Annotated in this window: 18 protein-coding genes; 8 read left to right on the forward strand and 10 right to left on the reverse strand. The window is 63.8% G+C overall.

Going from position 1 to position 20,942, the window contains the following annotated elements; translation table 11 throughout:
* Positions 1-138 precede the first annotated feature (138 nt).
* On the forward strand, positions 139-1,152 hold the full coding sequence (locus MTP16_RS19600) for an acyl-CoA reductase (RefSeq protein WP_243513012.1): 1,014 nt from the start codon (positions 139-141) through the stop codon (positions 1,150-1,152).
* An 82-nt stretch (positions 1,153-1,234) separates the two neighbouring features.
* Here the strand turns inward: MTP16_RS19600 and MTP16_RS19605 are convergent, their stop codons facing one another.
* The 8 genes from MTP16_RS19605 to xerD form a co-directional block, all read right to left on the reverse strand.
* Positions 1,235-2,104 (reverse strand): nucleoside phosphorylase, encoded by an 870-nt coding sequence (locus tag MTP16_RS19605; RefSeq protein ID WP_243513013.1) that lies wholly within the window; start codon positions 2,102-2,104, stop codon positions 1,235-1,237.
* A 70-nt stretch (positions 2,105-2,174) separates the two neighbouring features.
* Positions 2,175-3,125, reverse strand: coding sequence for an oxygen-dependent tRNA uridine(34) hydroxylase TrhO (gene trhO / locus MTP16_RS19610; RefSeq protein ID WP_243513015.1), 951 nt, complete (start codon positions 3,123-3,125; stop codon positions 2,175-2,177).
* A 91-nt stretch (positions 3,126-3,216) separates the two neighbouring features.
* Positions 3,217-3,849: a NeuD/PglB/VioB family sugar acetyltransferase gene (locus MTP16_RS19615; protein ID WP_243513017.1), complete on the reverse strand. Its 633-nt coding sequence runs from the start codon at positions 3,847-3,849 to the stop codon at positions 3,217-3,219.
* A gap of 137 nt (positions 3,850-3,986) precedes the next feature.
* On the reverse strand, positions 3,987-5,300 hold the full coding sequence (locus MTP16_RS19620; protein ID WP_243513018.1) for a hypothetical protein: 1,314 nt from the start codon (positions 5,298-5,300) through the stop codon (positions 3,987-3,989).
* Positions 5,297-6,598 carry a DUF2851 family protein gene (locus MTP16_RS19625; protein WP_243513020.1) on the reverse strand — a complete coding sequence of 434 codons (1,302 nt, stop codon included), beginning with the start codon at positions 6,596-6,598 and terminating at the stop codon, positions 5,297-5,299. Before MTP16_RS19625 ends, MTP16_RS19620 begins: the two co-directional genes overlap by 4 nt.
* Before the next feature lie 118 nt (positions 6,599-6,716).
* Complete coding sequence (locus tag MTP16_RS19630) at positions 6,717-7,361, reverse strand: LolA family protein (RefSeq protein WP_243513022.1); 645 nt, start codon at positions 7,359-7,361, stop codon at positions 6,717-6,719.
* Positions 7,362-7,560: 199 nt separating this feature from the next.
* Complete coding sequence (locus tag MTP16_RS19635) at positions 7,561-10,551, reverse strand: FtsK/SpoIIIE family DNA translocase (RefSeq protein WP_243513023.1); 2,991 nt, start codon at positions 10,549-10,551, stop codon at positions 7,561-7,563.
* A 131-nt stretch (positions 10,552-10,682) separates the two neighbouring features.
* On the reverse strand, positions 10,683-11,582 hold the full coding sequence (gene xerD, locus MTP16_RS19640; protein WP_243513024.1) for a site-specific tyrosine recombinase XerD: 900 nt from the start codon (positions 11,580-11,582) through the stop codon (positions 10,683-10,685).
* Between the two features lie 144 nt (positions 11,583-11,726).
* Between xerD and MTP16_RS19645 the strand changes: the two genes are divergently transcribed.
* The 7 genes from MTP16_RS19645 (at position 11,727) to MTP16_RS19675 (ending at position 19,192) form a co-directional block, all read left to right on the forward strand.
* The gene (locus MTP16_RS19645; protein ID WP_243513025.1) at positions 11,727-14,366 is read left to right on the forward strand and encodes a M36 family metallopeptidase; all 2,640 of its coding nucleotides are present in this window, start codon (positions 11,727-11,729) and stop codon (positions 14,364-14,366) included.
* A 44-nt stretch (positions 14,367-14,410) separates the two neighbouring features.
* Positions 14,411-14,857, forward strand: coding sequence for a type II 3-dehydroquinate dehydratase (gene aroQ / locus MTP16_RS19650; RefSeq protein WP_243513026.1), 447 nt, complete (start codon positions 14,411-14,413; stop codon positions 14,855-14,857).
* Positions 14,858-15,347: 490 nt separating this feature from the next.
* Positions 15,348-16,415: an aminotransferase class V-fold PLP-dependent enzyme gene (locus tag MTP16_RS19655; RefSeq protein ID WP_243513027.1), complete on the forward strand. Its 1,068-nt coding sequence runs from the start codon at positions 15,348-15,350 to the stop codon at positions 16,413-16,415.
* Positions 16,416-16,554: 139 nt separating this feature from the next.
* Positions 16,555-17,115, forward strand: a complete 561-nt coding sequence (locus MTP16_RS19660; RefSeq protein WP_243520096.1) for a MarC family protein — start codon at positions 16,555-16,557, stop codon at positions 17,113-17,115.
* A gap of 86 nt (positions 17,116-17,201) precedes the next feature.
* Positions 17,202-17,678 (forward strand): ribonuclease HI, encoded by a 477-nt coding sequence (gene rnhA, locus MTP16_RS19665; protein ID WP_243513028.1) that lies wholly within the window; start codon positions 17,202-17,204, stop codon positions 17,676-17,678.
* Positions 17,679-17,714: 36 nt separating this feature from the next.
* Positions 17,715-18,443, forward strand: coding sequence for a TIR domain-containing protein (locus tag MTP16_RS19670; RefSeq protein ID WP_243513029.1), 729 nt, complete (start codon positions 17,715-17,717; stop codon positions 18,441-18,443).
* Positions 18,444-18,466: 23 nt separating this feature from the next.
* Positions 18,467-19,192 carry a tRNA1(Val) (adenine(37)-N6)-methyltransferase gene (locus MTP16_RS19675; RefSeq protein WP_243513031.1) on the forward strand — a complete coding sequence of 242 codons (726 nt, stop codon included), beginning with the start codon at positions 18,467-18,469 and terminating at the stop codon, positions 19,190-19,192.
* A gap of 76 nt (positions 19,193-19,268) precedes the next feature.
* Here MTP16_RS19675 and MTP16_RS19680 read toward each other — a convergent pair whose 3' ends face one another.
* Both MTP16_RS19680 and MTP16_RS19685 read right to left on the reverse strand, forming a co-directional pair.
* Positions 19,269-19,961, reverse strand: a complete 693-nt coding sequence (locus MTP16_RS19680; protein ID WP_243513032.1) for an ATP-binding cassette domain-containing protein — start codon at positions 19,959-19,961, stop codon at positions 19,269-19,271.
* Between the two features lie 10 nt (positions 19,962-19,971).
* Complete coding sequence (locus MTP16_RS19685) at positions 19,972-20,922, reverse strand: hypothetical protein (protein ID WP_243513033.1); 951 nt, start codon at positions 20,920-20,922, stop codon at positions 19,972-19,974.
* Positions 20,923-20,942: the final 20 nt, after the last annotated feature.

A 20,942-nucleotide genomic window follows, 5' to 3' on the forward strand; every position in this document is an offset into this window, starting at 1 on the left:
TAAAACGGACGGCCCGCGCCGGTCTTTGGCCGAACAAAATTAACCAACGACGGCGGGGTTTGCACGGTTTCGCCCAATTTTGCGGCCCATTCCCGCCATTCGACTTCTGAGCCGCCGGCAGGCCGCTATTTCCTTTGCATGAATCATTCTGAACGTCTGGCCGCTTTCGTGGCCCTGGGCCACCGCCTCGCCTCCCTCTCTCCCGACGAGCTTACCCCGCTGGCGGCCCGCGCCCGCAACCAAAACGCCTGGTTCGACCGGCCCAGCGTGGCGGCGGCCGTGGCCGGCATCGCGCACCTGCTGGCCGAGGAGCCCCTGCGCCACTGGGCCGCCCGCTACCCGGCCGAGCCCACCACCGTGCACAAAATCGGGGTGGTGATGGCCGGCAATATTCCCATGGTCGGCTTTCACGACGTGCTGTGCGTGCTGCTCAGCGGCCACGTGCTGCTAGCTAAGCTCAGCGCCGACGATACCGTGCTGATGCTGTGGCTGCTGGAAGAACTGACGCAGCTGGAGCCGCGCTTCCGGGCGTCTATCCAGGTGCTGCCGCGCCTGAACGCGGCCGATGCCTTCATTGCCACCGGCTCTGATAACACGGCCCGCTACTTCGAGTATTATTTCGGCAAAAAGCCCCACCTCATCCGGCGCAACCGCACCAGCGTGGCCGTGCTCACGGGCCAGGAAACCGCTGAGGAACTGGCCAAGCTGGGGCCCGATATTTTCCAGTATTACGGCTTGGGCTGCCGCAACGTGAGCAAGCTATTTGTGCCCGTGGGCTACGACTTCGTGCCGCTGATGGACGCCCTGCAGCCGTTCGAAAACGTGCTGCATCATCACAAATACAATAACAACTACGACTACAACAAGAGCATTCTATTGGTGAACCGGGAACCGCACTTCGACAACGGCTTCTTCCTCATTCGGCCTAGCCAGGGCCTGGTGTCGCCCATTTCGATGGTGTTTTACGCTGAGTACAGCAGCGAAATCGACCTAGTGGACCAACTCACAGACATTGCGGCCCAAATGCAGTGCGTGGTGTCGGCCGGGGCCCGGTTTGCGGGCAGCCTGCCGTTCGGGCAAGCCCAGCAACCCGCCGTGAGCGAATACGCCGACCGAATCGACACCATGGAGTTTCTGGCGGAATTGCCGTAGTACGCGCAGGAAATACCGGCCACAAAAAAACGTCCTGCTGAGCAATTCCCAGCAGGACGTTTTACATATTGCATTCTCTTGCCTACAGCCGCTGCAAGGTCTGCTCAATCATGGCATCGACCACGGCGGCGGCGTTTTCGGCGAATTCTCCGGTGGCGCGATTGGCCACGATGGCGTTCAGCGACAGCACCTCGTGGCCCAGCAGGCGGCCCAGCGAGTAGTAGCCGGCGGTTTCCATCTCGAAGTTGCTGAGGCGAAACTCGCCCTCGGCGCTTTGGTGACGGAAGTTTTGCAGGCGCGAGATGTAGTCGGGCGTGCGCAGGTCGAGGCGCAGGCTGCGGCCCTGCGGGCCGTAGAAGCCAGGGCAGGTGAGCGTGTTGCCCATCACCATGTTGGTGCCCAACTGCTCGCGCAGCAGGTCGGACCCGCGCACCACGTAGGGCGCAAAGGGCAGGCCCAGCGTGCGCTGCAGCTCGGTGGCCACTTCGGTTTCGAGGCCGGTTTCCATCAGCGGGTAAAACTGCATCAGGCTGTCGAGGCCCACGGCGTGCTCGGTGGCCAGCATGGCGCCAATGGGCACGTCGGCCTGCAGGCTGCCGCTGGTGCCCAGCCGGATGATGCGCAGGCTCATGCGCTCCTCGGCGGGCCGCACGGTGCGGGCCATGAAGTCGATGTTCACCAGCGCATCAAGCTCGTTCATCACGATGTCGATGTTGTCGGTGCCCATGCCGGTGCTCAGCACCGTGAGGCGCTTGCCGCGGTAGTAGCCCACGTGCGTCACAAACTCACGGTGCGTGGTTTCAAACTCCACCGAGTCGAAATGCCGGCTCACCTGGGCCACCCGGCCGGGGTCGCCCACGGTGAGGATGGTGTCGGAAATGTGGTCGGGCAGCAGGTTGAGGTGATAAATGCTGCCGTCGGGGTTCAAGATGAGCTCGGAGTTGGGAATCATTTTGCGAATAGTTTTGAGTTTTGAGGGTTGAATGTTGAGTAAAAAAATTATTTCACTCAACATTCAACCCTCAACATTTAACGCTCCCGTAGGACGCCAGGCCCTGCGCGGGGTTGTAGTGGTTGCTGAGCTTGGGGTAGGCGCCGGTGCCGTCGTAGACGCGCTTGTCGGGGTGGGCGGCGCAGGCTTCGGAGCAGGCGCCCTGCAGCTGCTCGCCGCAGGCCTCGCACAGCGGCAGGTGGGCGTTGCAGTGCGGGTTGGCGCAGTTGATGAGGCGGTTGCTGGGCTGCTGGCAGTGCTGGCAGCGCGAAATCACGGTGGGGTTCACGCGGTTCACGTCCACGGCCACACGGTTGTCGAACACGTAGCACTGGCCGTCGAAGTCCTCGCCGCCGGTTTCGATGCCGTACTTGATGATGCCGCCGTGCAGCTGGTACACATTTTCAAAGCCCTGCTCCAGCAGGAAGGCGCTGGCTTTCTCGCACTTCACGCCGCCGGTGCAGTAAGTCAGGATTTTCTTGTCCTTGAATTCCTTGAGCCGCTCCACGCGGTCGGGGAAGTCACGGAAGTTCTCAATGTCGAGCGTCACAGCGTTCTTGAAGCGGCCGAGGTTGTACTCGTAGTCCGAGCGCACGTCTACAACCACCACGTCGTCGCGGTCCTTTAATTCCTTGAATTCCTGAGGCGAGAGGTGCTGGCCGGTTTTCTCGTGGGGCCGCACGTGGTGCAGGCTGCTGTGCACAATTTCGGGCTTCACGCGCACGTGCAGCTTCTGAAAAGTGTGCGCCGCCACGTCGTCTACCTTAAACTCCAGCGCTTCGAACCGCGGGTCGGCCTTCACGGCAGCCATGTAGGCGACGCAATTCTCCACGGTGCCCGACACCGTACCGTTCAGCCCCTCGGCAGCTACAATAATGCGGCCGCGCAAGTCCAGCTCCAGGCACAGGCGGTGGTGCTCGTCGCGGAATTGCTCGGGGTTTTCGAGCGGGGTATAGCAATAATAAAGAAGAACCTGATACATTCTAAAGTTTTGAGTTTTGAGTTTTGAGTACTATCCCGGCATATCAGGCTCGGGATGGTGCACCAACTCAACATTCAACATTTAACCCTTCTTAAACTTTCACCGCTGGGTTGCCGAACACCGTTTGGCCGTTGGGCACATCGGCCACCACCACCGAGCCCGCGCCCACGCGGGCCTTATCGCCGATTTTGACACCGGCCACTACCACGGCACCAGCTCCTACGAAGGCCTGCTCCCCTACTTGCACATCGGCCCCGATGAGAGCGCCACTGCCCAATTGGGCGAAACTGCCCACGTGGGCGCGGGCTTCCACCACGGCGTTGGCGCCCACCAGGCAGCCGTCGCCCACGGTGGCCGTGGCGGCCACCACGGCGTTGGGGCCGATGTAGTTGCCGTGGCCCAGCGTGGCGTGGTTCGAAACGCTGGCGCGCTGGTGAATGGCGTTCACGGGCACGGCTTCGTACTCGTTGCGCAGCATGGTAGTGAGGCTGCGGCGGCTGGCGGTGTCCTCGGTAGCCACAAATACTTCGCACTTTTTACCCAGCAGCTTCAGCAGTTCGCCGTCGTCGGTGTTGCCCATCACGGGCACATCGAGCAGTTCGGTGCCTTGCAGCTTTTTATCGTCGTCGAGCAGGCAGTACACCACCACGTCGTTGGAGAGGAAGGCATCGAGGGCGGCGGTGCCCACAGCCTGGGCACCAAGAATGATAACGGGGTTTTCCATGAAGGAGAGGCAAGTAAAGAGAACGGCCGGCCTGCAGCGGGCAGAAAGCCCGCGCGGCCGGGAGCACAAAGGTACGCACCTTGTTGCATGAGGCGTTTTGGGCGCCTGGCGCGGCCTGGGTGCCCAAACAAAGGTTTCTAGCCGTTTCTTTTTAACCAGCGCAGGCCCCGCGCCGCGTAGTCGTTTTGCAGCAGCAGCAGCAGCAGAAACGGCAATAGCTCGCACCGGTAGCGGTTGAGTGAGCCCAGGTTGGGGGTAGTAAGTCCCATGAGAATGGCCAGGATAAGGCAGAAAACGGCCAGCCCCAGCCCCAATCCGAAAGGCAGATGCCCCCCTTTTTTCCGCCACGCGGCCCAGGCCGCCACGGCCAGCAGGGCCAGCACCGCGGTGTTTTCGAGGGCCGCAGCCACGTACAGGGGCCGCCACGACTCGCCCAGCCACGGCCGCGTGATGACGTTGACGGCGGCCAGCGGAGCATGGGCGGCAAAACTTTCGAGGGTGGGCCGCAGGTCGGCGTACTCGAAGTGGGGCCGCCCGATGGCATGCGCCAACTCGAAAGTGTAAACCGTGATGACCTGGTTGGTAAACTTATTGATGCTAAAGGCCACGCTCAGCTGCGGGGCCAGCCACGCGCCCGTGCCCAGCACCAGGGCCATGGCCAGGGCCTGCCCCCAGCGGCCGCGAACCGGTGTGTACAGCTCCAGCCACCGCCCCAGGGCCACGCCGGCCAGCACCCCAAGCAGCGGCACGGCGAAGAAATACCGCATGCTGAAGTGCATGAGTGCCAGCCCGAGCGCACCCAGCCACCACCGCACGTGGGGGCCCCACGGCTGGGCGTTGGCCGCCGGGGGAGCGTAGCAGTAGGCCACCACTTTGGCCGTAAGCCAAGCGCCACTTCCCAGGAGCACCGACTCTTTGCTAATGCCCGTGGCCCAGAAGCACGTGGTGGGCCAAAATAGAAATCCAACCGCAGCAGCGCCCGCCGGTGCATCCGGAAACGCTTCGGCAAACACCCGGACCAGCTGCCAGCATCCCACGAAGACGAATAAGCTCAAGTACAGCGCATTTATCCAGTCCGACTGCAAGGAGGCCAAGTTCAGCACACCCAGGATTTTCATCAGAATCCACGTGTTCGAGGTGTTCTGGAAGACAAAGTCATAAGCGGCTTTGTCTTTGGGGAACACCGTGACGGCCCGGGTCAGAATGTCCCACGTTCTGTCCGGATGGCGCCATATCCGGCGGGCCACCGTGTGCCCCACGAAGCTCATGAACCGGGCATCGCCCTGCAGGTGCCAGCAGCGTATGAGCCCCAGGCCGACGCGCAACGCCAGGCCCGCGCCAAACACCAACTGCCACCTTCCACTGCCTGCCCAGCGCCATTGGCGGCGCAGCCACGGCAGCAAAACCGCCAGCAAAGCGGCGTTCAGTAAAACAGCAAACAGTATTTTCATCGGGGAAGGCGGGGTTGTTGCACCAGACGGCTGCCGATGGCGCAGTGCAGGCAGCGGCGGGGGGCGCAGTAAGTTTTGTGCAGCGCCAACAGGCCTTGCGAATCGGCGGCGGTGCGGTGCGTAAAGCCCAGGGCATCGTACACGTCGGTGAACTGGTTGTGCTCGGCGGGCAGCTCGCTTAGCAGGGCCACGCTGCTTTCCACCACTTCGGGCTTGCCGACGTAGCGGGCGTAAGCCACCCGCAGCGGCACCACCACGTTGGTGATGAGCAGGTCGATGCTGGCTTTGCCGAGGCCCGGCACTTTGCCCGGCCGGCCGGGCCGAAAGTGCGTGCGCCAGTACGCGGGCGCCGGCGCCTGGAAAAACTCAGCCAGCGCTGCCACGCTTTGCGCCGTGAGCAGGGCATCGAACAACGCCGGCCGCACGTGCAACAAGCCCACCAGCTGCCCCAGCCGCACCGGCGGAAAATTGGCGGGCCGCAGCCGCAGGTAATTCCACTCGTGTACGGCCAGCGCGGCTGCCCCCATGTTGTACTTGTGGCGCAGAAACTCGTGTTCTTGCCTCAAGTCCTGGATGTATTCATCGGCCTTGGTTTCCTCATTTTCAACCAGAAACCCGGCCTGCCCAAACAACAAGGCTTCGAGCTGGCGCCGGTCGTGCCGGTGCCGGCGGAGCACAGCCAGCGGCAGGGCTTTGGCCAGGCGGGCCAGCGGCTCGTTGTTCTTCTGGAAGCCAAAGGCGGCCATCAGGGCGTGGTAGGCGGTGGCCTCCCAGTCCTGCCCCAGGGTTTGGTGCAGCTCCATGATGGCATCGGCCTTGCGCTCCACGCGCTCCAGCAGGGCGCGCTCGGTCATCATGGTTTTCGTGATTTCGGGCACCAAGTGCAGGAGCGGCGCGCAGGGCAATGGGGCCGCCGCCGGGGCCTCCACCAAGGAGGTGTAGCGGGCCAGCAGTTCAGGCGCCAGCCGCGTTTGCAGGGCCAAAGCGGGAATCAGGCTGCCGTTCGTTCGGGCCACATCGGCATCGTGCGCGCCCACCACGTGCAAAATCACCTGGTCGTACTTGGGGTCGATTTGATGATGGTGGCGGTTCCAGTCGGAGGCGCGGAGGTGGATTTCCACCGCGCCGTTCCATTCTACTTCGCCAATGCGCAGGCGGGCGTTCAGAAAATCCGGGCCGGCGTCGGCGTTACGCTGGCCGGGGCGCAGCACCTGAATTTCCTCGCCTCCGGCCGTGCGCAGGTCAGCTTTGTCAAAATACTGGTGCTGCCACACGTAATGGAGGAAATCTTCTTTCATGGCCGGCAAAATACTACCCCGCTTGTCATCCTGCGCAAAGCGAAAGACCTTACCCTGCTCGAACGATACGTTCTAACCGGATAAGGTCCTTCGCTTTGCGCAGGATGACAAGGGTTTACTACCGCAGGTCCACCACTTTCACGCCTTTGTACTTGGCCTTGTCGAAGGCAAAGGTGCCGGCATCGACGGGTGGGTTGGGCTTGAAGTTTTTGATGAGGAAGGTGTACTGGTTGCCGTTCTTTTTAAACATCTGCCAGCTTTTCACCGAAGCGTCCTTTTTGCGCACCTTCAGGCGCACTTTAAACACGTCATTCTGGCGGTTTTCCGGCGCCAGCTCAATCACATCGAGGGGCTCGCCGCCTTCAGTCACCTGCTGCACGTAGGTGTACTTGTAGCCCTTTTTGTACATCGTATAAATCTGGGAAGGCGACATATCCTGCGAATCCGGGTCCGAATCGGAAATGTTTACCTCGTTTTCGTTCTTTAGGTAAGTCCAGGTGGTTTTGCCGTCGTTGATGACTTCCTGGCCGCTGATTTTGAGGCGGAACTTCTGGCCGCTCACCACAATGTCGCCGTTGAGGTTCTGCTTCACTTTGGCGCTGGGGTTTTCCAGCGTCTGGCTGAAAGTGGCCTGAAATGCTTTTAAGGCCTGGTATTTGGCGCTCATCTGGTCGAGGATTTTACCAGCTTTGGGGTCTTGCTGCGCGGCGGCAGGCAGAGCCAGCGAAACGGCGAGCAGCAAGAAGGAAATTGATTTTTTCATTAGAAAAGAGAGGTTCAAAAGCGCTAGTGCGGGACTTGGACAGCCTATACGGATTTGGTATTACAAACGTCCGGCCAAAATGCCACGCAAGTAAGAATGAAGCCAAAAAAGCTGTCAGAACGTGTACCCCGAAGCTCCGGCTTCGGCCCGTTGAACGGATGTTCGGGCGGGCCGAAGCCGGAGCTTCGGGGTACACGTTCTACTTCATTGAATTGAGCAGCTGCTCCAGTTGGTACTCGTCGGGAATGAGCACGTCGCGGGCCTTGCTGCCCTCGAACGGCCCCACAATGCCGGCGTGCTGAAGCTGGTCGATGAGGCGGCCGGCGCGGTTGTAGCCCAGTTTCAGCTTGCGCTGCAGCAGCGAGGTGCTGCCCTGCTGGTGCAATACGATGCAGCGGGCGGCTTCCTCGAACATGGTGTCGCGCTCGGAGGGGTCCATTTCCTCGTTGCCACCGCCGTCGCCGTCGGCGCCGGCCACTTCGGGCAGCAGGTAGGCGTCATTATAGCCCTGCTGCTCACCGATGTAGTCGCAGACGCGGTCCACCTCGGGCGTGTCGATGAAAGCGCATTGCACCCGGATGAGGTCGGAACCGGCCGAGAACAGCATATCGCCCTGGCCAATGAGCTGGTCGGCCCCGCCGGTGTCGAGGATGGTGCGCGAGTCGATTTTGCTGGTCACCTTGAAAGAGATGCGGCAGGGGAAGTTGGCCTTGATGATGCCGGTAATCACGTTCACCGAGGGGCGCTGGGTGGCCACGATGAGGTGAATGCCGATGGCGCGGGCCAGCTGGGCGAGGCGCGCAATGGGCGTTTCCACTTCCTTGCCGGCCGTCATCATCAGGTCGGCCAGCTCGTCGATTACCAGCACGATGAAGGGCAGGAAGCGGTGGCCCTTCTTGGGGTTGAGGCGGCGCTCGATGAACTTGGCGTTGTACTCCTTCAGGTTGCGGCAGCCGGCTTCCTTCAGGAGGTCGTAGCGCCGGTCCATCTCCATGCACAGCGAGTTGAGCGTGTTCACCACCTTCTTCGTATCGGTGATGATGGCCTCTTCCGTGTCGGGCAGCTTGGCCAGGAAGTGGCGCTCAATCTTGTTGAAGATGCTCAATTCCACCTTCTTGGGGTCGACGAGCACAAACTTGAGCTGGGCGGGGTGGCGCTTGTAAAGTAGCGAGGCCAGAATCACGTTCAAACCCACCGACTTGCCCTGGCCCGTGGCGCCGGCCATGAGCAAGTGGGGCATCTTGGCCAAGTCGGCCACGAACACCTCGTTGGTGATGGTGCGCCCAAAGGCCACCGGCAGGTCCATTTCCGAGCGCGCAAACTTCTCCGAGCCCAGCACCGAACGGATGCTCACCATCTCCTTCTTGGTGTTCGGCACTTCGATGCCGATGGTGCCCTTGCCCGGGATAGGCGCGATGATGCGGATACCCAACGCCGCCAGGCTCAGCGCGATATCGTCTTCGAGGCTCTTGATTTTGCTGATGCGCACACCTACCTCGGGCACAATCTCATAGAGCGTGACCGTGGGCCCGATGGTGGCCTTGATGCTGGCGATGCCGATGCCGTAGTGGCCCAGCGTTTCCACGATGCGGTCCTTATTGGCTTCCAACTCTTCCTTGGTTACCTGGGCCTTGGCCACGCCGTAGTCGTTGAGCAGTTCCAGCGTGGGGTATTGGTAGCGCGAGAGGTCCAGCGTGGGGTCGTAGTTGACGTGGGGCATGGCGTCGGCGTCTTCGTCCTCATCAGCCACGGCCGCAATGTCGGCACCGGCGTTGGGGTCGAGGTCGTCGCGACCCGGCACGGTGATTTCCAGGGGCCGGGGGGCCGGGGGGCTCGGGGCCTTGGCTTCGGGCAGGGGCGTGTTGGCATCGGCCAAATCAGCCAGCGAGAGCGGCGTAGGCACGGTGGCTACCGGCGCGGCGGGGGCCACGACGGGCTCCGGCTCAGCCAAGGGCATTTCGATGGAGAAGGCCGGGCCACTCACAGCCAGCGGCAGGGCGGCGCTGGCGGCGGTTGCGGCCGTGGTGGCAGCGGCAGTTGCTGCCGAAACGGCTGGCGCCACCACGGCACTGGCCACGCTTAGCGGTACGCCCGCGCCTATCCGCGGCGCGGGTTCGAACTCCTGCGCGGCGGGGGCTTCTTCCGGCTCCTCGTTATTGAGCTGCAGGGCCGGGCCCGCGGCCTGAGCGCCACCAGCCGACACCGTGGCGGCCGTGGCAGCTACGGCTTCCGCTGGGGCAGGGCGGGTTTTCAGGGTCATTTGCGGCACGGGCGGCGCGGCCACGGGGGCGGCTGCGGCGGCTTGCTCGGCGGCTATTTCGGCTTCCAGCTCGGCGTCTTCCTCGGGGTCGTCTTCGGTGCTGAGGCTGCGGAAGCGGCCCAGGTTGAGGCTGGTGACGTTGAAGAAGAACACCACGAACGAAATCAGCGCAAAAGCCAGCAGCAGCACCGTGCCCCAGCCAATGAGGCTGTCGAGCCAGGAGGCGGCTTCAAAGCCCACGCCGCCGCACAGGAAATCGAGGCGGTGGGCCAGCACTGGGTCGGCCCCGGGCGTGGCCAGCGTGACCACCACGTAGCCCAGCAGCACGCTCAGCCAGGCCATGGTGAAGAAGCCCAGCGCCATCACGTAGCTCACCGACACCCGGGCGGTGCGGAACACAATCTTCGCTCCCAGGAAAAACACGATGGGAATGAGGGCATACGCCGCCACGCCAAACAGCTTGTAAATGAACAGCTGTGCGGCCCAGGCCCCGAGCAAGCCCAGCCAGTTGCCCGATTCCTGCCCGGCCTCCTTCGTGGGGATGGTGCCCATGGCGGCCACCACGCTTTGGTCGGCGTGGCCGGTGAACAGGAAGGAGGTGAAGGCAATGGTCAGGTACAGGCTGGCCAGCAGCAAGCCGAACCCGATGAACAGGTGGAAGCGGCGGTCGCGCAGGATTTCCAGCAGGCCGCCTACGCCGGGCAGCGGGCCGCGCGGCTCGCGGGGCGGCCGGGCGGGCTTGGGCGCCGGCGCTTGGCGGGCGGCTTTGGGCACATTGGCTGCGGCGGGCCGGGGCTCGGCGGGGCGGGCTGGCGCGGGCTCGGGAGCCGGGCCGTTGGTGCGCGGCTCGTTGCGCCGGTTGGGCCGGGGCTCAGCGGCGCGGTTGGCGGACGGGCCGGCGGGAAGATTTTTATAGCGGTTATCGGCCATTCTCAGGAGGCATAAAGGCCAAATTTACGCACGGCGGGCGGGAGTTAGGGTATGAGGGCAGGAGGGTATGAGGGTCAGAAGTATGGGAGGCGCCTCCCCATACCTTCTTCATGCCCTACCTCCTCCCCTGCCTAGCTGCGCGGATGAAACTCGGTAATCACCTGCCGCAGGAAGTCACGGTCCAAATGCGTATAAATCTCCGTGGTGGTGATGCTGGCGTGACCCAGCATTTCCTGCACGGCGCGCAGGTCGGCGCCGCCTTCTATCAGGTGGGTGGCGAAGGAATGGCGCAACGTGTGCGGGCTGATGGTTTTGCGCAGGCCCGCCTGCTCGGCCAGCTTCTTGAGGGTGGTGAAGACGGTGATGCGCGAGAGCGGCCGGCCGCGCTGGCTCAGAAATACGAAGTCTTCGGCCCCGGGCTTGAGGTCGAGGTGGCCGCGCACGCCGCTGAGGTAGAAGTTGAGGTGCTTGAGGGCTTCGCGGCCGACGGGCACGAGGCGCTCCTTGTTGCCCTTGCCCACCACTTTCATAAAGCCCTCGTCAGCATACACGTTGCTCAGGCGCAGGTCGCACAGTTCGCTCACGCGCAGGCCCGAGGAGTACAGCACCTCCAGCAGGGCGCGGGCACGCAGGCCCTCGTCGGTGCTTAAGTCGATAGCGGCGAGCAACTGCTCCACTTCGGGGTAGCTGAGGGTGTCGGGCAGGTGGCGGCCGGTTTTGGGGGCTTCCAGGGTATCGGTGGGGTCGAGCTTCAGCAGGTCTTCCATGATGAGGAAGCTGAAGAAGGCCTTGAGGCCCGATAGCGTGCGGGCCTGCGAGGTGGCGCCCAGGCCCAGCCCTTGCAGCGTGGCCAGAAACTCGCGCAGCACCTCGGTGCTGACTTGCAGTGGGCCGATGGGCAGCTTCTGCATTGCGAGAAACTGCTGCAGCTTGGCGGCATCGCGCACGTAGGCCTCCACGGAGTTGGGCGAGAGGGATTTTTCGAGGCGCAGGTAGCCGTCGAACTGTTTCAGGGCTTGAGGCCAGGTCATGGGGCAAAAGTAGGCGGTGCCGCTGCGGCAGCCGGGAGCGAACCAAAAAGTTGGGGCAAATTTGCAGGTTGCCCGGCCAACCTTCTGGCGAGGTTAGACATCATCTGCCCGTCGTTTCCTCATCTTTTTTCTGCATCAGTGCTTATGCTACCAATTTTCCGCGCTGCCTTCCCCCACCGCTTCCTGCTTTGCGCGGCCCTAGTGGCCGGCGGCGCCCCCTTAGCGGCTCAACCTACTTTCCCTGTTCCGGCCACCGCAACTTCGCCCGAGGCCGCCCGGGCCGTGGAATATGTGCGTGCCCACGCCCACGACCTGGGTCTGAGTGCCGCCGACCTCGCCGACCTGGCCGTGACCGGCGCCTACGCCGACGCGCACAACGGCCTCAGCCACGCGTTTCTGGTCCAGCGCATTGGCGGGCACGACGTGCTGGGCACCGAAGTTGGCCTGCACTTTCGTCCTAACCAAGTCTTGCTGAGCCGCACGGGCTTTTTTGTGAAAGACCTGCGGGCGGCCATTGCCAAGTTGCCCCAGCCGGCGGTGGTCGCCGAAGCAGCCCGTAACGCGGCCCTGCAGCACCTGCGCCAGCCGGCGGCAGGCGCCCCTCTACCCGCCGAGCTGGTGTACCGCCGCCTGCCTAATGGCACGCTGGCGCAGTCCTGGCAGGTGCGGGTGCGCCCCGCCCAGGGCCCCGACGCCTGGACGGTATTGGTGGATGCCGCCACTGGCCGGGTGCTTAAGGCCCGCAACCAAGTCATTCGGGAGCCGAAAGGACGTGCGGCCTCTTTCCGGCCGGCTACTACCGCCCCCGTGGCGCCGCAGTGGCAGCCTGCCGTAGCCAACGGCTACCGGGTATACGCCTCGCCGCTGGAAAGCCCGCTGCATGGGGTCTCCACGCTGGCCGTGAGCCCGGCCGATGCGGTGGCCTCGCCTTTTGGCTGGCACGACACCAACGGCGCGGCCGGCGCGGAATACACCACGGCCCGCGGCAACAACACCCACGTGTACACACCAGTTGGGACGCACGTGGTCACGCCGGGCTTCTCACCCGATGGCGGCGCTAACCTGGAGTTCGACTTCCCGCATAATGCGGCGCTGTCGGCCCAGGCCAATCAGCCGGCGGCCCTCACCAACCTGTTTTACTGGACCAACCTGATGCACGACCTGAGCCAGCGCTATGGCTTCACGGAGGCCAGCGGGAATTTTCAGGCCACCAACTACTCCGGCTTGGGCGTGGGCGGCGACTACATCCACGCCGAGCTTGGGGAAGTTTACAGCGAAGGTTATTTCAATACCACGCCCGACGGGGCCGTGACGTCTAACTCCTACCCCGCCATCGTGCTGGGCATCTGGCAGCAGGCGCTGCCCAACGCCCTCACGGTGGCAGGCACGGGCCCGGCGGCGGGCAGCTACGCGGCCATGCCGCTCACCAACGGGCGGGCCCTGCCGCGCACCACCCCCATAACGGGCGCGCTGGTGCTGGCCGATGACGGCTCCCTCAACCCCACCGGCGGCTGTGAGCCGGCGTGGGTGAATGCGGCGCAGGTGCGCGGCAACATCGCCGTGGCCGATTTTGACTACGACTGCGACTTCATCGAGAAGCTGCGCGGCGCCCAGCTGGCCGGCGCCCGGGCCTTGGTGCTCGTGCACAGCCTCGATTTTCTCTCGCACATCGAAATCGACCCTGCCGACACGGTGGGCCTGCGCGTGCCGCTGGTGATGGTGACCCGCACCGACGGGCAGCGCCTGAAAGCAGCCATGAGCGCGGGCACGCCCGTGACCGCCTCGCTGCTAGGCACCACCGCGCCGCCCGACCGCAACGGCGGCTTCGACAACGGCATAATTGCCCACGAGTACGCCCACGGCATCACCACGCGCCTGACCGGCGGACCGGCCGGCGCCACCGCCTGCCTCGACAACGAGGAACAGATGGGCGAGGGCTGGAGTGACTTTTTTGAGCTGTGGATGACAACCCGCCCCGGCGACGTAGGCACCACGGCCCGCGGCATCGGCACCTACGTGCTGGGCCAGCCCACCACCGGCCCCGGCATCCGCCCGGTCCCCTACTCTACCGACATGGCGGTGAACGCCACGACTTATGCTTACATCGGCCACACCGTGAACGACGTGAACTACGGTTATGACGACTTTAACTACCCCTACGATTCGCACTACATTGGCCTGGTGTGGTGCTCGGTGCTGTGGGACCTGAACTGGGCCATGATTCAGCGCTACGGCTACGACGCCAACCTGAGCACGGGCTCCGGCGGCAACAACAAAACCATGCAGCTGGTGATGGATGGCTTGAAGCTGCAGCCCTGCAGCCCCGGCTTCCTGGACGCCCGCGATGCCATTTTGGCCGCCGACCGCGCCACCTTCGGCGGGGCCAACCAAGCGCTGATTTGGCAGGTGTTTGCCCGCCGCGGCATGGGCTCGAACGCCGTGCAGGGCAGCAGCGACAACCTGCTCGACAACACGGCCGGCTTTCTGGCGCCTTCCGGTCTGGCCACCGCCGAGGCCCAGGCCGACGGTGCGGGCCTGACCCTCTACCCCAACCCCACCCGCGCACAGCTCACCCTGCGCCTGGCGGCAGGGGCCGGCACTGCGCCGGTGCAGATAGCTGTGCAGTCGGTACTGGGCCAAGTGATGCAGACGCGCACCTTGACGGCCGCAGCTGCCACCGCCGGCGCCACGCTCGACCTCCACGGCCTCACGCCCGGCCTCTACCTGGTGCGCGTGACTTCCGGGGCCAGCAGCTACACGCGCCGGGTGGTGGTGCAGCCCTGATTTTTCTCATTGTAAAACTTCGCTCCTGCCCGCAGCGGCTCCACATGGACATTCTAATAATAAACGGCCCCAACCTCAACCTGCTCGGCCGCCGGGAGCCCGGCATTTACGGCACCCGCTCGTTCGAAGACTTTTTTCCGGAGCTGGAAGAAGCCTTCCCCGACCATACGCTCACGCAGTTTCAGAGCAACCACGAGGGCGCGCTCATCGACAAGCTGCACGAAGTGGGGTTCACGCACCACGGCATCGTGCTCAACGCCGGCGGCTACACCCACACCAGCGTGGCGCTGGCCGATGCCGTGGCCGCCATTGCCACGCCCGTGGTGGAAGTGCACCTGAGCAACCTGCACGCCCGCGAGGAATTCCGCCAGAAAAGCCTGCTGGGGCGGCACTGCGCGGGCAGCATCAGCGGCTTCGGGCTCGAAAGCTACCGGCTGGCGGTGCAGTGGTTTGTGAACCAGCAGCCCAAGCGCGTGGGGTTCCGGGTGTGAGGAGGCAGTAGCAGCGCGGGTTTGTTGTTCGGCACGAAGGTTTGTGCTTCGGCAGGAAGGTTTGTGGTTCGGCAGGAAGGTTTGTGGTTCGGCGCGAAGGTTTGTTGTTCGGCAGCAAGGTTTGTGATTCGGAAGCGCCGGGCGGCGCTTCGGCGTGCAGGTTTGTGGTTCGGAAGCGGTTGGCGAACCTTCGGCGAGCAAGGTTTGTGGTTCGGAAGCCGTTGGCGGGCGTTCGGAAGCAAAGGTTTGTGGTTCGGAACCGGCGGGCGGGCGTTCGGAAGCCCCTGGCGGTGCTTCGGAAGCCCGGGCACGTGCTTCGGCACGGGCTGGCGGGGCTCCAAACGGCCGGGGCGTCGAACCGGAGCAATGAAACCGGCTGGCAGGGCGTTGAAGAAGCTGCTCAATGGGCCCGAAATCCTTCTTTCGGCGGTTCGCGTAGCCGCTACCTTTGCGGCGGCGGCGCCCCCTCACTCCTTCGACTTCCCTCCCCATGTATACCTTCAACCCCGGGCCTTCGGCCGTTTATCCGGCCGTGCGCCAGTACCTCACCGATGCCTTTGACCAGGACTGGCTCTCGGCCGGGCACCGCTCCGAAAAAGTCATTGGCCTGGTGCGCCAGACCGTGAACGACCTCAAGGCCAAGCTCAACGTGCCGCAGGACTACACCGTCCTGTTCACTTCGTCGGCCACCGAATGCTGGGAAATCCTGGCCCAGAGCCTGACGCCGCGCCGCTCGTTTCACCTCTACAACGGCGACTTCGGCGAGAAGTGGTACAAGTACGCCAAGGCCCTGCGGCCGTCCAGCACCGGCCAGCGCTTCGGCCTCGACGAAGTGCCCGACGTGGCCTCGCTGCCGTTTGGGCCCGACGACACCGACCTAGTGTGCATCACCCAGAACGAAACCAGCACCGCCACCCAGCTACGCGAAGGCTTCATTCTGAACCTCTACAACCGCCTCGGCGGCGCCCTGCTGGCCGTGGACGCTACCAGTTCGCTGGCCGGCCTGAACCTGAAATACATCAAGGCCGACATCTGGTTTGGCTCGGTGCAGAAGTGCTTCGGGCTGCCAGCGGGCCTGGGTGTGATGCTGCTCTCGCCACGCGCCGTGGCCCAGGCCAAGCTCGTGAACGACCGGGCCCACTACAACGCCCTGCCCGCCCTGCTCAGCCAGATGCTGAACTACCAAACCAACTACACGCCCAACGTGCTCGGCATCTACCTCATGAGCCGCGTGCTGGCCGACCGCGAGCCCATCAAAACCGTGCACCAGCACCTCGTGGACCGCGCCGAGAAGCTCTACGCCTTCTTCGACCAGGCCACCCCGCTCAAGCCCTTCGTTGCGAACCCCGAAACGCGCTCCACCACCGTCATCGGCCTGCAGGGCGACGCTGCGCTCATCGAAGAAATCAAGGCCAAAGCCAAGGAAGCCGGCCTGCAGCTCGGCAGCGGCTACGGCCCCCTGAAAAACACCACCATCCGCATCGCCAACTTCCCCGCCGTGCCCGACGCGGCCATGGAGGCGCTGGTGCAGTTTTTCGCGAAGGAATACCCGGGGTAATGAGAATTTATGTTGCACAACATCTGTCATCCTGAGCGCAGCGAAGGACCTTATCACCGATGAACGTTTGCAGTAAAATCTAGCACACGTGATAAGGTCCTTCGCTGCGCTCAGGATGACAATAACTTCATATTTCGCCGTGTTCAACCTCCAGCAAATCCTGTCCGTCACGCTCACGCTGTTTGCCGTGATTGACATCGTCGGCTCCATCCCGATTATCATCCAGATTCGGCAGCGCGAGGGCGAAATCAAGGCCGAGCTGGCCACTTTTGTGGCGGGCTGCCTCATGGTCACGTTTTTGTTTGTGGGCCAGAGCCTGCTCGGGCTGCTGGGCGTCGACAACCAGAGCTTTGCCCTGGCCGGCGCGGTGGTCATCTTCCTCATTGGGCTCGAAATGATACTCGGCATCGAGCTGTTCAAGTCCGATATGTCGGGCAGCACGGGTTCCATTGTGCCGCTGGCGTTTCCGCTCATCGTGGGCGCCGGCACCATGACCACGCTGCTGTCGCTGCGCGCCGCCTACTCGCTGCCCAACGTGCTGGTGGGCATTGTGCTCAACCTGATTTTTGTGTACGTGGTGCTCAAAACCAGCCCCTGGATAGAGCGCAAGCTCGGCAAAGGCGGCGAAGACATTTTGCGCCGCGTGTTTGGCGTGATTCTGCTGGCCATCGCCATCAAGCTGTTTAAAACCAATTTTTAGTGCTTGGTGCTGAGTGCCTAGTGCCTGGCTTGTTCTAGTGAACTTGCCTGCACCAAGCACCAAGCACCAAGCACCAAGCACCAAATATGATTCACCTGTTCACCGACGGCTCGGCGCGCGGCAACCCCGGGCCCGGCGGCTACGGCGCCATTCTGCGCTACGGCCCCCACGAAAAAGAGCTCACCCAGGGCTACCGCCTCACCACCAACAACCGCATGGAGCTGCTGGCCGTCATCGTGGGCCTCGAAGCCGTGACGCGGCCCGAGCTGCCCATCCGGGTGGTGTCCGATTCCAAGTACGTGGTCGACGCCGTGGAAAAAAAGTGGGTTTTCGGCTGGGCCACCAAGGCCGACTTCGGCAAGAAGGCCAACGAGGACCTATGGCGCCGCTTCCTGCGCGTGTACAAGCAGCGCAAGGTCACCTTCCACTGGATAAAGGGCCACGCCGGCCACCCCGAAAACGAGCGCTGCGACGTGCTGGCCGTGCAAAGTGCCACCGGCAAAGGGCTGCTGGTGGACGAGGGCTACGAGGCGAAGCTGGATTCGGTCAACGGCCTGAATTAATTCCGCCACGGCATCGGCCACCAAGCCTTCGTTTTCATGACCAAGTTTTTAGGTTCTGCGGCCGAGTTTCGGCAAGCCATTGACGCCCTGGGCTTGCGGGGCGCCTGGGAGGATTTTGCGCAAGGCCTGCGCTACCGCACCACCGACGGCGGCACGGTGCAGTGGTACGCCTCCACCAAAACCGTCCAGATTCAGGGCAACCGGGCGGCGGCCGAAAAGCTGCGGACGGCCACCGCGGCCATGCATGCCCGGCCAACACCGGCGGTACCTGCTTCTGTGCCCCCGCAGTCCCGAAACCAGATATTCGTGGTGCACGGCCACGACCATCCTGCGCGCGAACAGTTGGAGTTGATTCTGCACAAGCTGGGGCTGGAGCCGTTTGTGCTGGCCAACACCAGCGGCGGCGGGCTCACCATCATCGAGGCGTTGGAGGCCCGCATCGGCCAAGGCGGCCAACATGCCTGCGGCATCGTGCTGCTCACGCCCGACGACCTGGGCTACGCGCAGGCGGAAGGCGCCGAAGCCCTGCGGCCCCGCGCCCGGCAGAACGTGGTGCTGGAAATGGGCATGCTGATGGCCGCCGTTGGCCGGCGCCACACCATTATTCTGAAAAAAGGCAACCTGGAAGTGCCCTCCGACGCGGGCGGCCTGCTCTACCTCAGCTTTCAGCACCACGTGAAGGAAGTGGCCACCCGCCTGGCCGACCGTCTCAGGGACGCCGGCTTCGACATCGACGCCCGCCGGATTATCAGCGCCGCCTCCTGAGGTGTGCCCGACGAATTGACCGCATGCCCAACGACTACTTCCAGTTTCAGCGGTTTCGCATCGAGCAAAGCCAGTGCGCCATGAAGGTGAGCACCGATGCTTGCCTGCTGGGCGCAGCGGCCGACCTCACCGGTGCCACCCGCCTGCTCGACATTGGCACCGGCACCGGACTGCTAGCCCTGATGGCCGCCCAGCGCCACGCTGCAGCCGAGATTGAAGCGGTAGAAATTGACGCCGCGGCTGCCACCCAGGCAGCGGCCAATGCGGCAGTCAGTCCTTGGGCGAAGCGCCTTAAGATTTATGGCATGAGCCTGGCTCAATACGCCGCCACGCAGCCGCAGCCATTCAGCCACATCCTTTGCAACCCACCTTTCTTCCGGCAGTCGTTGCGCTCGCCCAATGCGGCCCGCACCACCGCCCGGCACGAAGCCGCCGATACGCTTTCCTTCGAAGCGCTGGCCGCATTTGCAGCACAGTTTCTTCAGGCAGAAGGCTTGCTGACGGTGCTGTTGCCGCCGCTTGAGATGCAGGATTTTGAGGGCGAGGCAGCGAAACTGGGCTTACACCCGACCTCACGGCTGGTGGTTCGGCACCGGCCCGGCAGCCGGCCGTTGCGACACATCACCGGCTTTCGGAAGAGGGTGCAAGCGGTGGTTGAAACGGAGCTGTTCATCCGCACCACCGGTAGCGAGACGGATTACTCGCCGGAGTTTCAGGCTTTGCTGGCCGGGTTCTATCTGGCGCTGTAGCGCGGACTTTTAGTCCGCGCATCGTCCGGTCGCCTTCCGCGTATGGGCAGACGCGCAGCGTCCACACTACCGGTTGCTACACCAGGCCGTCGAGCAATGCGAGCTTCTCGCGGTGCAGGCTGTCGAGCAGGTCGCGCTCCAGGGTAGCAAATTCGGCGGCCGCGTAGTGCCGTTGAATACGCCCGCCCACCAATACGGATATTTCATCGGCCGTCTCGGTGAGGGCGCCCAGAATGTGGGAAGTGAGCAGGATGCCTGTGCCCCGGTCGCGCAGGCGCTTGAGGATTTCCTTGAGCAACAGGTTGGCTTCCAGGTCGAGGCCGTTGAAGGGCTCGTCGAGAATGAGGTAGTCAAAATTCTGCACCAGCAGGGCCAGCAGCGCCAGTTTCTTGCGCATGCCGGCCGAGTACTCGTCGGCAAACTGGTCGAGCGGCAGTTCCAATAGCCGGTTCCAGCCCGCGAAATCGGCAATGGGCCGGCCGCGCGCCTGCAGGCAAAACTCCAGGTACTCGCGTCCGGTGAGGCGCGGATAGAAATAGGGCTCGTAGGGCAGCAGGCCGGTGTGCTCGCGCACCGGGTAGCCGGCCGTGTTGCGGATGGTCCCCGTGAAATCCTTTTCCAGCCCGTAGAGGCAGTTGATAAGCGTCGTTTTGCCCGCACCGTTGGCTCCCACCAGGCCGTGAATGGTGCCCGGACGCAGGGCCAGGTTCACTTCGTGCAACACGACGTGGTTGCCAAAAGCTTTGCGCAGGTTCAGGATTTCGAGCATGAAAGGAGGCTTAGCCTAGAATCTTGTGCAACCGCCGCTGGCTTTGCCAAATGAGGCCCCCCACGGCCACGAGCAGCAGCACCGGATACACCGGGTTGCCGGGCAAGAGCAGCGCCACGCCCACCACCAGCGCCTGCGTGGTGCGAATATGGGTGGCGTTGGGGTAAAACGCGTATTTGGTCAGAATCAGCAGGCCCACCATTCCCAGCCACGCCACACTCACGGCCGCTGCCCCGCCCCCACCTGCCGGACCAACCGCCAGCAGCCAGAAAAAAGGGGCCGCCGAGAGCCCCGCGTAGCCCATCCCCAGCAGCAGGCGCCGCCGCAGAAACTGCCGGGGTGTGCGGCCCGCCAGCACCAGCATGGTGATGGGCTCGGGCGCGCCATAGCAGCCCAGCAGCACCAGCAGCCACAGCACCAGCGCCACCACCGGCCCCAGCGGCGACGAATGCTGCCACACGGCCCCGGCCAGCAGCACCGGCCAGGCCCATAGTCCACCCGCCCGCATTCCGCTCACCCATTCAAACGCCTCGCTTCGAAACAGGCTGCGGGCGCGGCGGATGGTACTCCGCGACTCCCGGGCCGGCGGCAGAACGGCCCCGGCCGGAGCTAGGGCCAGGGTGAGCAGTGCGGCGCCCCAGTCGCCAAAAGCAGCCAGCACCAGGGCTGCTGGCACGGCCGCCAGCCCATACTCCACCGCCAGCCAGCGGCGAAATCCCGGCGCACTCGTGGCCAGAAAGCGCAAGTCGGCCCGCTGCCGGTGAGCCGAGGCCAGCGTCAGCGCCACCAGCGGCGGCACGGCCCACTGTCCCACCGGATGGCTGGCCGCCAGCAGCAAGCCCCGCCCCAACACGATAGCCAGCACCGGCCCTAGCAGCGCCAGCCGTAGCCCGCCCACTTCGCGAAGCAGGCGGCCCAGCAGGCGTAGGCGCAAAGTCAGGTAAGCCCGAAGGGATGACATCGCCTTAGTAACGGTTACGG

The sequence above is a fragment of the Hymenobacter monticola genome (genome assembly GCF_022811645.1).
In the GTDB taxonomy this organism is placed as follows: Bacteria; Bacteroidota; Bacteroidia; order Cytophagales; family Hymenobacteraceae; genus Hymenobacter; species Hymenobacter monticola.